11 protein-coding genes are annotated in these 13,190 nt (G+C 64.6%); 6 read left to right on the plus strand and 5 right to left on the minus strand.

Annotated elements, in window-relative coordinates; translation table 11 throughout:
• Position 1: 1 nt before the first annotated feature.
• Both gor and pgi read right to left on the minus strand, forming a co-directional pair.
• On the minus strand, positions 2 to 1,348 hold the full coding sequence (gene gor, locus YP76_RS07295) for a glutathione-disulfide reductase (RefSeq protein ID WP_046762937.1): 1,347 nt from the start codon (positions 1,346 to 1,348) through the stop codon (positions 2 to 4).
• 157 nt (positions 1,349 to 1,505) lie between these two features.
• On the minus strand, positions 1,506 to 3,011 hold the full coding sequence (pgi, locus tag YP76_RS07300) for a glucose-6-phosphate isomerase (RefSeq protein ID WP_046762938.1): 1,506 nt from the start codon (positions 3,009 to 3,011) through the stop codon (positions 1,506 to 1,508).
• 402 nt (positions 3,012 to 3,413) lie between these two features.
• Here pgi and lepB point away from each other — a divergent pair, with 402 nt between their 5' ends.
• From lepB to era, 3 genes are all read left to right on the plus strand, one after another.
• Positions 3,414 to 4,253 (plus strand): signal peptidase I, encoded by an 840-nt coding sequence (gene lepB, locus YP76_RS07305; RefSeq protein WP_046762939.1) that lies wholly within the window; start codon positions 3,414 to 3,416, stop codon positions 4,251 to 4,253.
• Positions 4,250 to 4,921, plus strand: a complete 672-nt coding sequence (rnc, locus tag YP76_RS07310; RefSeq protein WP_046762940.1) for a ribonuclease III — start codon at positions 4,250 to 4,252, stop codon at positions 4,919 to 4,921. Before lepB ends, rnc begins: the two co-directional genes overlap by 4 nt.
• A 112-nt stretch (positions 4,922 to 5,033) precedes the next feature.
• A complete protein-coding gene (era, locus tag YP76_RS07315; RefSeq protein ID WP_046762941.1) occupies positions 5,034 to 5,942 on the plus strand; it encodes a GTPase Era in 909 nt (302 codons plus the stop codon).
• Between the two features lie 68 nt (positions 5,943 to 6,010).
• Here the strand turns inward: era and topA are convergent, their stop codons facing one another.
• The 3 genes from topA to plsY all read right to left on the minus strand — a co-directional run bounded on the left by topA (position 6,011) and on the right by plsY (position 10,347).
• Positions 6,011 to 8,557, minus strand: coding sequence for a type I DNA topoisomerase (gene topA / locus YP76_RS07320; protein WP_046762942.1), 2,547 nt, complete (start codon positions 8,555 to 8,557; stop codon positions 6,011 to 6,013).
• A gap of 96 nt (positions 8,558 to 8,653) precedes the next feature.
• Positions 8,654 to 9,736: a DNA-processing protein DprA gene (dprA, locus tag YP76_RS07325; RefSeq protein WP_046762943.1), complete on the minus strand. Its 1,083-nt coding sequence runs from the start codon at positions 9,734 to 9,736 to the stop codon at positions 8,654 to 8,656.
• Positions 9,733 to 10,347, minus strand: a complete 615-nt coding sequence (gene plsY / locus YP76_RS07330) for a glycerol-3-phosphate 1-O-acyltransferase PlsY (protein WP_046763270.1) — start codon at positions 10,345 to 10,347, stop codon at positions 9,733 to 9,735. Before plsY ends, dprA begins: the two co-directional genes overlap by 4 nt.
• A gap of 157 nt (positions 10,348 to 10,504) precedes the next feature.
• On the opposite strand from plsY, the gene YP76_RS07335 reads away from it, so the two are divergent.
• The 3 genes from YP76_RS07335 to hemA all read left to right on the plus strand — a co-directional run bounded on the left by YP76_RS07335 (position 10,505) and on the right by hemA (position 13,189).
• Complete coding sequence (locus tag YP76_RS07335; RefSeq protein ID WP_046762944.1) at positions 10,505 to 10,975, plus strand: hypothetical protein; 471 nt, start codon at positions 10,505 to 10,507, stop codon at positions 10,973 to 10,975.
• A 34-nt stretch (positions 10,976 to 11,009) separates the two neighbouring features.
• Complete coding sequence (gene murI, locus YP76_RS07340; RefSeq protein ID WP_046762945.1) at positions 11,010 to 11,813, plus strand: glutamate racemase; 804 nt, start codon at positions 11,010 to 11,012, stop codon at positions 11,811 to 11,813.
• A 155-nt stretch (positions 11,814 to 11,968) separates the two neighbouring features.
• Positions 11,969 to 13,189: a 5-aminolevulinate synthase gene (gene hemA / locus YP76_RS07345; RefSeq protein WP_046762946.1), complete on the plus strand. Its 1,221-nt coding sequence runs from the start codon at positions 11,969 to 11,971 to the stop codon at positions 13,187 to 13,189.
• The last annotated feature ends 1 nt before the right edge of the window (position 13,190 follow it).

Raw genomic sequence — 13,190 nt, forward strand, 5'->3', positions numbered from 1 at the left:
CCTATTTCAGCAGCACCAGTTCCTCAGCCATGCTGGGGTGCAGGGCGACCGTGTCGTCAAATTCCTGCTTGGTGAGACCCGCCTTCACCGCAATCGCCGCCGCCTGCAAGATTTCGGGCGCATCCGGCCCGATCATGTGCAGTCCGACCACGCGATTGGTCGTGGCATCCACCACCATCTTGTAAAGCGCTCGCTCATCCCGCCCGGCCAGCACATTCTTCATCGGCCGGAAATCGGACGTATAGACCTTGACCGTCCCATATTTGTTCTTGGCCTGCGCCTCGGTCAGCCCCACGCCCGCCAGCGGCGGATGGCTGAACACGGCGGAGGGCACGCAATCATAGTCGACCGTGCGCGGATTATCCCCGAACACCGTGTCCGCAAAGGCATGGCCCTCGCGGATCGCCACCGGCGTCAACTGCATCCGGTCCGTGACGTCGCCCACGGCATAGATGCTCTCGCAGCTCGTGCGGCTATGGTCGTCGACCTTGATCGCGCCCTTGTCGTTCAGCTCCACCCCGGCATTTTCCAGCCCCAGCCCGTCGACATCCGGCTTGCGCCCGGTCGCGAACACCAGCAGGTCGCAGGCGATCGGATCGCCGCTCTTGAAACGGACGCAGAGCGTGCCGTCCTCATTCTTCTCGATCTTCTCCATCTCCGCATTGAAGCGGAAATTGATCCCCTTCATCGTCGATATCTGGAGCAGCCGGTCGCGTATCTGCTCGTCATAGCCGCGCAGCAGCGTATTGGACCGGTTCACGATCGTCACATGGCTGCCGAACTGGTGGAAGATGCCGGCAAATTCATTGGCGATATAGCCGCCGCCGACGATCACGATCCGCTTGGGGCATTCCTCCAGATGGAAGACCTCATTGGAGGTGACGCCATGTTCCGCGCCCTCGATCTCCGGCACGATCGGCCAGGCGCCGGTCGAAACGAGGATATATTTCGCGCTGACCTCCCGCCCGTTGGCCAGCTTCACGCTATGCGGCCCGGTGATCGTCGCGCGTTCGGGGATCAACTCGACCTTATGGCTGTCGAGCGTATTCTTGTAGAGTCCCTCCAGCCGGTCCACATCGGCCAGCACATTGTCGCGCAGCGTCGTCCATTCAAAGTCGCAATCCGGCACATTCCAGCCGAAACGCCGCGCATCCTTCAAATCCTCGGCAAAATGCGCGCCATAGATGAGCAGCTTCTTGGGCACGCAGCCGCGAATGACGCAGGTGCCGCCGACGCGATATTCCTCGGCCACCGCGACCTTCGCGCCATGCGCCGCCGCGACGCGGGAAGCCCGCACGCCTCCCGATCCCGCACCGATGACGAACAGGTCGAAGTCGTAGTCGCTCATTCATGCCTCCGCAGGGTTGCGCCCGCATATGGAGCGTCCCCGGCAGAGTTACAAATGAGAATCGTGTGCCTCCCTCCCGCAAGCGGGAGGGGCCGGGGGTGGGCGCGAGCGAAGCGAGCTTTGCGCAACCCCTCCACCTCCAAAAGAGGCTAATCCGTCAAACCCCACCCAGGGCCAGATCGATCAACGCCATCGTCGACGGGTCGAAACCCTTCGGCCCCTCCGCCTCGATGGACCGCGCAATCTCCTTGCCCAGCTCGACGCCGAACTGGTCGAAGGGATTGATCCCCATCAGCACCGCATTGGCAAAGGTCCGATGCTCGTAGAAGGCGATCAGCGCGCCCAGGGCCTCCGGCGTCACATCATCCAGCAGGATCGTGGTCGAAGGCCGGTTGCCGTGATAGGCTCGCGCCGGATCGGCCGCATTGTCCTTGCCGCGCATCAACGCTGCCCCCTGCGCGAAGCAGTTCACCAGCAAAGCGCGATGATGCGCCGGATCGAGCGCATGGCCCGGCTCGATCGAGGCGATGAATTCCACCGGCGTCAGGATCGTCCCCTGATGCAGCAACTGGAACACCGCATGCTGCGCGTCGGTGCCCACGCCACCCCAGGTGATCGGCGCCGTCGGCCCATCGACCGGCGTCCCATCCCGCGTCACGCTCTTGCCGTTGCTCTCCATCTCCAACTGCTGGAGATAGGAGGGCAGCAGCCGCAATCTTTCGTCATAAGCGAACAAGGCCCGCGTCTGGCAGCCCAGCACCCGCGCATAATATTGGTCGACAAAGGCGGCGATCAGCGGCGCGTTCTGCCTGGGGTCGCTCAGCCGGAAATGCCGGTCCATCGCCGCCGCGCCTTCCAGCAGGCTCTCGAAAGCATCCCACCCCAGCGCCAGCGCCGCCGGAAACCCGATGGAGGACCAGAGCGAATAACGGCCGCCCACGCTCTCGGCAAAGGGCAGCACCCGCGTCTCATCCACGCCCCACTCGATCGCCTTGTCCGGCGAGGCGGTCAGCGCGATCACCCGGCCATAAGGGTCGTCGACGCCCGCCTCGACCATCCAGTTGATCGCGCTTGCCGCGTTCAGCATGGTTTCGGTGGTGGTGAAGGTCTTGGAGGCCACCGCGATCAGGGTTGCTTCGGGGTCGAAACGCGAAATCGCCCGCTCCAGCGCCGTACCATCGACATTGGACACGATAGCGACGTCATAACGCCCCCCATCGCCGCCCAGCGCATCGACGATCAGGTCCGGCCCCAGCGCCGACCCGCCGATGCCGATATGCAATATATGCCGGATCGGCCCCAGTGCCTCGCCCTCTATGGCGTCGATCAACGCCCGCATCCGCGCATGGAACATCTTGGCCCGCGCCACGCTGTCGGCGTTGCCCTCGCCCCGTTCGGCGGGATGCTCGGCGGCGCGCCCCTCGGTGTTGTTCACCGCCTCGCCCGCGAACAGGGCGTCCCGGTGCCCGGCGAAGCCCTTTTCCTCGGCCAGCTTCAGGAACCCGTCGAACAGGCCATCGGTCAAATGCGTCTTCGACCAGTCGAAGCGGATCGGGCCTTGTGTCAGGGTGAATTTGCTCAGCCGGTCGGGATCGGTGGTGAAGATGGACTTGAGATCGGCCTGGGGAAGAGCCGCGAGCGCTGCCAGTGCAGGGCTGGACATTGGGGAATATCCTCTTGTTTTGCCGTTGATCGATACCGACGCTGCACCTGTCGATTCTTGCCCATCCTAGCCCAGTCGTTCCGCTATTGCACCGCTCAGGCAGAAAAATCAGGTTGCAGGACAGCATGATGAGAGCAGCAGTTAGTCTTTAGGACGGATGGACATTCAGGAGATGACGTGGCGAAAATGGTGGTTTTCTGCGACCCGGAGCGTAGCGTACTAAAAGTAGGTGAGCACCGGAAGCGCGGAGATTGAAGCGAGGCACGTGACTCGCTTCAACCATTTGCAGGTAGCCAGAACTGAATGCCGATCCGTCCTAGCGCGCTTGACGGCGGCTTTACTAACCCGCAAAAGCCGCGACGGCCTGTTTTCAGGGCGAATTGAAGGAAAAGACGACCAAGCATGAGCGCAAAATCCGAAACGCGGGATTTCCTCTGGTTTCTCGCAAAGCTGGCGGTGTTCGTCTTCGTCCTGCGCAGCTTCATCGTGTCGCCATTCAACATCCCGTCGGAATCGATGCAGCCGCGCCTGCTGATCGGGGATTATCTGCTGGTGGCGAAATGGCCCTACGGCTATTCGCGCTATTCGCTGCCCTTCGGCGTGCCCCTGATCCCCGGCCGCATCTTCGCCTCGACGCCCCAGCGCGGCGACGTGGTGGTGTTCAAGGCGCCGCCGAACCAGAAGAACGACTATATCAAGCGCGTCATCGGCCTGCCCGGCGACATGATCTCCGTGCGCCATGGCACGGTCTATCTGAACGGCCAGGCGATCCCCAAGCAGAAGGTCGATGACCTCGTCATCCCCGTCACCCCGAACATGACCGACGCGGCGACGAAGGAAGGCAGCCCCTCCCCCTGCTACCGCCCGAAATTCGAGGAAGCAGCGCCCGGCGGCGGTCGCCAGTGCCGCTACCCGCAATATCGCGAGACCCTGCCTGCCGTCGATGGCAAGCCGGGCAAAAGCTATAATGTCCTCGACCTCATGCCCGACGGCGCGGCGGACGACCGCGACACGGTGGTCGTGCCCGAAGGCCATCTCTTCATGATGGGCGACAATCGCGACCGCAGCGCCGACAGCCGCTTCCCGGCGGTCGACGGCGGCGGCATCGGCCTGGTGCCGGAGGAAAATCTGGTCGGCAAGGCGATGATCTCGGTCTTCTCGACCGATGGCAGCGCGAACTGGCTGCTCCCCTGGACTTGGGTTTCCGCCGCGCGTTGGAGCCGCATCGGGGAAGGCTTTTGACGAAACCCGACACCGAAGGCTGGCTGAGGGCCCTGATCGGCCGCGCGCCGAAGGACCCGGCTGCCTTCACCCAGGCGCTGACCCATGGCAGCGCCAATATGGTGAATTATGAACGGCTGGAGTTCCTGGGCGACCGCATCCTCGGACTGCTGATCGCAGAGTGGCTCTACGACCGTTTTTCGGGCGAACCCGAAGGCAAGCTCTCCCGCCGCTTCAATGCGCTGGTTTCCGGCGAGACCTGCGCCGAAGTCGCCCGTAGCGCCGGGGTTCCCGCTCATCTGGTGCTCGGCAAGCAGGCCCGCGACGACGGCGCCGCCGATAGCGACAATGTGCTGGGCGACGTGATGGAGGCGCTGATCGGTGCCCTCTATCTGGAGGGCGGCCTGGGCGAAGCCCGCACCCTTGTACGCCGCCTCTGGGGTGAACGCGTCGACACCCAATCGAGCGCGCCCAAGCATCCCAAGTCCGCGCTCCAGGAATGGGCCGCCGCCAACAAGCGCAAGCCCCCCGAATATGCGATGACCGACCGCTCCGGCCCGCACCACGCGCTGCGTTTCACGGTGACGGTTTCGATCAAGGGTGCAGGCGAAGCGAGCGCAACCGGCGGCTCCAAGCAGGAGGCGGAAACTGCCGCCGCCCAAGCGCTGCTGGACAAACTGACAATCTGAACGACTTTTTATGATATGATGTACTCCTGCGAAGGCAGGAGCCCAGTTGAAACGGTAGAACTGGGCTCCTGCCTTCGCAGGAGCACTTGGCGCGATCCGAACGGAGATATGTTTGACTGTTGAGTTAGAAACCCAGCGCTGCGGCGTCATCGCCATCGTCGGCGCGCCCAATGCCGGCAAATCGACGCTGGTAAATGCCCTTGTCGGCCAGAAGGTGGCAATCACCAGCCCGAAGGCGCAAACCACCCGCACCCGCGTCATGGGCGTCGCGATCGAGGGCGACGCGCAGATGGTGCTGGTCGACACACCCGGCATCTTCGCCCCCAAGCGCCGCCTGGACCGCGCCATGGTGCAGGCCGCATGGGGCGGCGCGCAGGGCGCCGACCTGATCGCGCTCGTCGTCGACGGCAAGGCGGGCCTGGGTGCCAAGATGGAACCAATCGTCAGCGCACTCGCCGCCCGGCCGGAAAAGAAATGGCTGATCCTCAACAAGGTCGACATCGCCATCAAGGAAAAGCTGCTGGTACACACCCAGCGGCTCTACGAACAGCTCGACATTGCAGAGACCTTCTTCGTGAGCGCCGCGACCGGCGACGGCCTTGCGGAACTCAAGACCGCCTTTGCGAACGCCATGCCGCAAGGCCCCTGGCACTTCCCGGAGGACCAGGTGTCCGACGCCACAGACCGGATGCTGGCGGCCGAAATCACCCGCGAGCAACTCTATCACCAGCTCCACGCCGAACTGCCCTATGCAGCCGCCGTCGACACGGAAAAATATAGCGAGCGCGAGGACGGCTCCGTGGAAATCCACCAGCAGATCCTTGTCGGCCGCTCCAGCCAGCGCGCCATCGTGCTGGGCAAGGGCGGGCAGCGCCTCAAGGAAATCGGCTCAAAGGCCCGCGCCGAGCTGGCCAGCCTGCTCGGCGTCAAGGTCCACCTCTACCTCCACGTCAAGGTGAAGGAAGATTGGGAGGATGACCGCTTCATCTACCGCGACATCGGGCTGGACTGGGTGGAGTAGAAAATCGCTCGGCGAGGCGAACGGCCTGAGAAAAAGGGGCTCCCGTCCGGACGGGGGCCCCTTTTTCATTACTCCGCCGCTGCCTTCTTCTTGGCCGGCGCCTTCTTGGCGGCAGGCTTCTTCGCCGCCGCCTTTTTCGCAGGCGCCTTCTTCCCCTTCTTCGCAGGCGCCGCCGCTGCCCGTGCATCAATCAGTTGCGCGGCCTCCTCCAGCGTCAAGGCATCCTGCTCGATCGTCTTGGGCAGCGTCGCATTGGTCGTGCCGTCGGTGACATAAGGCCCATAGCGCCCCGCCATCAGCTTGATCTCCGCCTCGGTGCGCGGATGCTTGCCCAACACCTTGAGCGGCTCACGCGAGGAAGACCCCCGCCCGCCCTTGTTCGCCGCATCCGCCAGCTTGGCAACGGCGCTGTTCATCCCCACCTCGAAAATCTCGGCGGTGGAGGACAGCCGGCCATATTTGCCGTCATGCAGCAGATAGGGACCGAACCGCCCGATATTCGCCACGATCGGCTTGCCCGTCTCCGGATGCAGCCCGACCTCGCGCGGCAGGCTCAGCAGCTTCACCGCCCAGTCCAGCGTCATCTCGGGCAGATCCTTGGGGATGGAACCGCGCTTGGCCTCCTTGCCCTCCCCCATTTCGATATAGGGACCAAAACGCCCCGACTTCCTGACGATGTCCTGCCCGGTTTCAGGATGCTGACCCAGCACTTCGGGTCCGCTATCCTCGCCACCTTCGCTCCCGCCCGGCTGCCCGAACTTGCGCGTATATTTGCACTCCGGATAGTTGGAGCAGGCGATGAACGCCCCGAAACGCCCGCCACGCAGCGACAATTGCCCATCGCCGCACATCGGGCAGGCCCGCGGATTGCTGCCGTCCGCCTTGGGCGGGAAGAGCATAGGCTCCAGGAACTTGTCCAGTTCCGCCGTGATGTCGGACGGCTTCTGCTCCATCACCTCGGCGGTCTTGGGCTTGAAGTCGCGCCAGAAAGCTTCCAGCACCGCCTGCCACTGGGCACGGCCGCCGGAAATATCGTCCAGCTCTTCCTCAAGCCCCGCCGTGAAGTCATAGGACACGTACCGCTCGAAGAAGCGCTCCAGGAAGGCCGTCACCAGCCGCCCGCTCTCCTCGGCGAAGAAGCGGTTCTTCTCGATCCGCACATAATCGCGGTCCTTGAGCACCTGAAGCGTCGAGGCATAGGTGGACGGACGCCCGATCCCCAGTTCCTCCAGCTTCTTGACCAGCGATGCTTCGGAGTAACGCGGCGGCGGCTGGGTGAAATGCTGCTCGGCCGTCACCTTTTTCTTGGCGGGCGCATCCCCCACGCCCAGGCGCGGCAACAGCTTGCTGTCGTCGTCCTCGGCGTCGTCGCGGCCCTCTTCGTAAAGCGCCAGGAAGCCCGGAAAGATCACCACCTGGCCCGTAGCGCGCAAGGCATGCTGCCCGGTCCCATCCACCAGATCGATCACCGTCCGCTCCAGCCGCGCCGAAGCCATCTGGCTCGCCAGCGCCCGCTTGAAGATCAGGTCATAAAGCCGCGCATGATCGCCCGACCCCACCTTGTCCCGATAAAATTCGGTCGGACGGATGGCCTCGTGCGCTTCCTGCGCATTCTTCGCCTTGGTCTGATACTGCCGCGGCTTTTCAGGCAGATAACCGCCGTCATAGCGTTCCGCGATCGCCTTGCGCGCGGCGGAAATGGCGCTGCCGTCCATCTGCACGCCGTCGGTACGCATGTAAGTGATCGCGCCGTCCTCATAAAGCTGCTGCGCGATCCGCATCGTGTGGCTGGCGGAAAAGCCGAGCTTGCGCGCCGCCTCCTGCTGAAGCGTCGAGGTCGTGAACGGCGCCGGAGGATTGCGCGAAACCGGCTTCGTCTCCACCTTCTCGACGGTAAAGCGCCCGGCCTCCACGTCCGCTTTCGCGGCCATGGCGTCGCCTTCCTTGCCGATGGTCAGCCGCTCGATCTTCTCGCCGCGCCAGCGCACCAGCCGCGCGGTGAAGCCCTGCCCGCCCTGTTCCATCTCGGCCGCGACCGACCAATATTCCTGCGGCACGAAGCTCTCGATCTCGCGCTCGCGCTCGACCACCAGACGCAGGGCCACGGATTGCACGCGCCCCGCCGACTTGGCGCCGGGCAGCTTGCGCCACAGCACCGGCGACAGGGTGAAGCCCACCAGATAATCCAGCGCCCGCCGCGCCCGATAGGCGTCGATCAGATCCTCGTCCAACGCGCGCGGCTGGGCCATCGCCTCGGTCACCGCCTGCTTGGTGATCGCGTTGAAGGTCACGCGGTCCACCTTCTGCGGCAACGCCTTCTTGGCGCGCAGCACCTCCTGCACATGCCAACTGATCGCCTCGCCCTCGCGATCGGGGTCGGTGGCCAGGATCAGGCGCGTCGCCTTCTTGGCTTCGTCGGCAATGGCTTTCAGCTGCTTGCCCTTGTCGCCATAATTTTCCCAGCTCATGGAGAAACCATTGTCCGGGTCCACCGACCCGTCCTTGGCCGGCAGGTCGCGGATATGCCCATAGCTCGCAAGCACATGGAAATCGCCGCCCAGATATTTCTCGATGGTCTTCGCCTTGGCCGGCGATTCTACGATGACAAGCTGCATTCAAGCCCCGGTTCTGAAATCTCTCACGTACACGCGCGAGTCTGGAAGGTGTTTTCGGCGGACGTCAAGCGCCCCTTATGTCCAAATGTGAAGCGATCATGACAAGCTGACCCGTCCACCCGCATGCCGCTCCAGCCGGGCCGCCAGTTCCAGCTCCAGCAGAACCGTATGCACCACCGCCGGACCAAGACCCGAAAGCCGGATCACTTCGTCGACCGGCACCGGCGCGGTCCCCAGCAACGCGAAGATCGCCGCCCGCTCATGCTCGGCCACATCGGACGACACAGGCGCGCCCGCGAAATCGAAGCTGCCTTGCCGCACCATGCGCGGATCGATGGCCCCCATCGCCTCGATCACATCGGCCGCATTCTGCACCAGCACCGCCCCCTCCCGGATCAACTGGTTGCATCCTTGCGCGCGCGGATCAAGCGGCGACCCCGGCACCGCCATCACTTCGCGCCCGGCTTCCCCCGCCAGTCGCGCCGTGATCAGCGACCCGGATTTCGGCGCCGCCTCCACGACGACGGTGCCCCGCGCCAGCCCCGCGATGATCCGGTTGCGCGCCGGAAATTGCCGCGCCAGTGGCTGCGTGCCCGGCGGATGCTCGGTCACCAGCAGCCCCTGCTCCGCGATCTGCTCCTGCAAAGCCTCGTTTTCCGGGGGAAAGGCAATGTCGATCCCGCAGGCAATGACCGCTATCGTCCCACTCCCGATCGATCCCTGATGCGCCGCCGTATCGATCCCGCGCGCCAGCCCCGACACCACCACGGCGCCACGCTGGCCCAGATCCTGCGCCAATGTCCGCGCGAACCGGCATGCCGCCGCCGAGGCATTACGCGCTCCGACCATGGCAACGCACTCCCGCGCCATCAACCCGGTGTCGCCTCGCACGATCAGCGCGGGCGGCGCCCCCTCCATCTGATCCAGGAGAAAGGGGTAATCCCTGTCTCCCATCAACAGATAGCGCGCGCTCACCGCGCGGGTTCGCGCAATCTCCTGCTCGACCAGTCCGGCATCGATGACGGCCCCCTTGCCGCCGCCCCGCGCCGCCAGTTCCGGCACCGCGCGCAAGGCCTCGCCCGCGGTTCCGAAGCGCGCCATCAACTGACGGAAAGTCACCGGCCCGATGCGGGGGCTGCGGATCAGGCGCAGGCGGTTGAACCGCTCCTGTTCGCTCATTCGCCGGACGCTGATTTCTTCGAAGCGCCAACCTTGGGCTCCATCCCCTTGGCCAGCCGCGCGATATTCTCTCGATGCCGCCACAACACGATCAACGCGAGCGCCAGCGCCACGGGCACCAGATCGATCCGCCCGAAACACCACATGGAGACCGGCGCGCTGACCGCCGCCGACATGCCCCCGACCGAGGACCATTTCGTCCCGAACAGCGCGGCCAGCCACACCACCGCGAAGACGATGCCCGCAGGCCAGTAAAGCGCGGTCACCACGCCCATCATCGTCGCCACGCCCTTGCCGCCCGCAAAGCGCAGCCAGAGCGGATAGCAATGCCCGATAAAGGCCATCGCCCCCGCCATCGGCCCGCCACCATCGACCAGCGCCGCACCGATCAGCACCGCCGCCGCGCCCTTCGCCAGATCAAGCAGCAAGGTCGCCGCCGCCAACCCCTTGCGCCCGGTACGCAGCACATTGGTCGCGCCGATATTGCCCGACCCGATCTTGCGCAGGTCGCCCGCGCCGGTGAAGCGGGTCAACAGCAGGCCGAAGGGGATCGAACCCAGCAGATAACCGATCAGCAGGACGAATGCGGGAATTAGCCAGGGAGGGGTCATGATATCGCCGAAATAGTTGCGGCGCGACCATAGCGTTCCCGGCGCACCGGGCAATGCCCAAAGCGCCCGATTTCGACAGGCATTCGCTTGATTTATCCCGGATGGCGCCTAGGCTCGCCCGACAAATCCCATTGCCAATGCCTTAGCCGGAGCCGCCATGACCGACCATGCCTCCCTGGAACCCTGGACCAGTTTCTGGCGCCCCTGGATCGCGGCGTCGCTCGCGCCTCAGCAGCTATGGCAATCGATCAATTCGGGATGGTCGTTCGGCAATGTCATCGTCAACGAGAATAATTCCTCAGCCCCCCAGACGGAGCAGGCGATCCTCGCCGAGGAAAGCTACGGCCGGCAGATCGGCAAGCTGCTGGACGCCGTCGACGCGCTGGTGAAGCGGCAACCGGACTGGGAGAGGACGGAGGCCTATAGCGAGGTAGCGGAGCTGAAGGGACGGGTAGATCGGGTGAAACATGCCATGGCGCTCAAGCGCATCGATCAACTCCGCCGCGATCTCGACATGCTGCGCGATTCCGCCGATGCGGCCGACCGCACGCAATATGAGACCAGCATGGCGGCGCTGCGCGGCCTGCTTTCCCCCAGCCCGCCGGGCACCCCTAAACCGCCCCGTTGACACCAGCGCCGGTCGCCGCGACATGTCGAATATAATGACAGTCGCATCCACTGCCCCCCTGCTGTTCTTCGATTCCGGCGTCGGCGGACTTTCCATCCTCGCTCCGGCACGGACAGCACTGCCCCATGCGCCGATCGTCTACGCGGCGGACAGCGCCGGCTTCCCCTATGGCACCAAGAGCGAAGCGGAAATCGCCGCGCGCGTGCCCGCCCTGCTCGGGCGACTGGTCGAACGCTATCGCCCACGCCTTGCCGTCATCGCCTGCAACACCGCGTCGACCATCGCCCTTTCGGCCGTCCGCGCGGCGCTGGACATACCCGTCGTCGGCACCGTTCCCGCCATCAAGCCCGCCGCCCTGCTCTCGCAGAGCCGGGTCTTCGGCGTCCTCGGCACCGATGCGACCGTCCGCCAGCCCTATGTGGACCGTCTGGCCGCCGAATATGGCTCGGACTGCACGGTATTGCGCCATGGCTCGGCGGCACTGGTCCAACTGGCGGAAGCGAAATTGCGCGGCGAACCGCTCGATCCCGCCGTCGCGCGCGACGCTCTTGCCGGGCTGTTCGATCAACCGGGCGGCGACCAGATGGACGTCGTGGTGCTGGCCTGCACCCATTTCCCGCTGGTCGAGGAGGAACTCGCCGCCGCATCGCCGCGCCCGCTCCGTTTCGTACATGGCGGCGAAGGCATTGCCCGGCGCATCGCCTATCTGACCCAGGGCCAGGACTGGCCTGCCGCCGCTCCTCCCGGAACTGCCGTCTTCACGAGACTGGATGAGGGGGTGGAACCCCTTCGCGCCGCGCTCGCGCGCTATGGACTACAGCGGATGGAAGGGCTTTGAACGGGGGTGGACCATTGGTCCAATCGCAAGCCATTCTATCAGTGTGATAGGTATTTCTCCCTAGCGCTGCGAGCGGTTATCACTGGTAATAGGGCGCCGCAGCAGGTAATGACCCCTCCATAAGAGGGGATGCGGGATCAGGGACAGGGCGTTAAGTGAACTACAAGCACATTTTCACGCAGGCTATCGACCGGCTCCACACGGAAGGTCGCTACCGGGTGTTCATCGACATCCTGCGCAACAAGGGCGCATTCCCCAACGCCCGCTGCTTCCACGGTCATAATGGTCCCAAGCCGATCACCGTCTGGTGCTCCAACGACTATCTCGCCATGGGCCAGCATCCCAAGGTCGTCGCCGCCATGGAGGAGGCGCTGCACGATGTCGGCGCGGGCTCGGGCGGCACCCGCAACATCGGCGGCAACACCCATTATCATGTCGATCTCGAAGGCGAACTGGCCGACCTGCATGGCAAGGAAGCGGCGCTGCTCTTCACCTCGGGCTATGTCTCGAACGAAGCGACGCTCTCCACTCTGGCGAAGATCCTGCCCGGCTGCATCATCTTCTCGGACGAACTGAACCACGCCTCGATGATCGCGGGCATCCGCAATTCAGGCTGCGAAAAGCGCGTCTTCCGCCACAATGACGTCGACCATCTGCGCGAGCTTCTGGCCGCCGAAGATCCCGAAGCGCCCAAGCTGATCGCCTTCGAAAGCGTCTACTCGATGGACGGCGATATCGCCCCCATCGCCGCGATCTGCGATCTGGCGGACGAATTCAACGCGCTCACCTATCTGGATGAGGTTCATGCGGTCGGCATGTATGGCGCGCGCGGCGGCGGCATTTCCGAACGGGACGAGGTCGCCGATCGGGTGACCATCATCGAGGGCACGCTGGGCAAGGCGTTCGGCGTCATGGGCGGCTATATCGCGGCCGACCAGATGATCGTCGACGTGATCCGCAGCTACGCGCCGGGCTTCATCTTCACCACCTCGCTCTCGCCCGTGCTGGTCGCAGGCGTCCTCGCCAGCGTCCGCCATCTCAAGCAATCGAGCGAGGAACGCGAAGGGCAACAGGCATCCGCCGCCACCCTCAAGCGGCTGATGGCCGATGCCGGCCTGCCGGTGATGCCATCGGTCACGCACATCGTTCCGCTGATGGTGGGCGACCCGGTCAAGGCCAAGCGGATCAGCGACATCCTGCTCGCCGAATATGGCGCCTATGTTCAGCCGATCAATTACCCGACCGTTCCGCGCGGCACGGAACGGCTGCGCTTCACCCCCGGCCCTGCGCATACCGAAGAGATGATGCAGGACCTCGTCTCCGCGCTGGTGGAAATCTGGGACCGGCTGGAACTGGAACTGAGGAAGGCGGCCTGAT

This window comes from Sphingobium chungbukense (assembly GCF_001005725.1).
Classification (GTDB): Bacteria; Pseudomonadota; Alphaproteobacteria; order Sphingomonadales; family Sphingomonadaceae; genus Sphingobium; species Sphingobium chungbukense.

Coding starts and splice junctions, on each gene's coding strand:
- murI (WP_046762945.1), top strand. CDS start 11,010: ATGACAGTCGCATCCACTGCCCCCCTGCTGTTCTTCGATTCCGGCGTC.
- plsY (WP_046763270.1), bottom strand. CDS start 10,347: ATGACCCCTCCCTGGCTAATTCCCGCATTCGTCCTGCTGATCGGTTAT.
- pgi (WP_046762938.1), bottom strand. CDS start 3,011: ATGTCCAGCCCTGCACTGGCAGCGCTCGCGGCTCTTCCCCAGGCCGAT.
- topA (WP_046762942.1), bottom strand. CDS start 8,557: ATGCAGCTTGTCATCGTAGAATCGCCGGCCAAGGCGAAGACCATCGAG.
- lepB (WP_046762939.1), top strand. CDS start 3,414: ATGAGCGCAAAATCCGAAACGCGGGATTTCCTCTGGTTTCTCGCAAAG.
- YP76_RS07335 (WP_046762944.1), top strand. CDS start 10,505: ATGACCGACCATGCCTCCCTGGAACCCTGGACCAGTTTCTGGCGCCCC.
- gor (WP_046762937.1), bottom strand. CDS start 1,348: ATGAGCGACTACGACTTCGACCTGTTCGTCATCGGTGCGGGATCGGGA.
- dprA (WP_046762943.1), bottom strand. CDS start 9,736: ATGAGCGAACAGGAGCGGTTCAACCGCCTGCGCCTGATCCGCAGCCCC.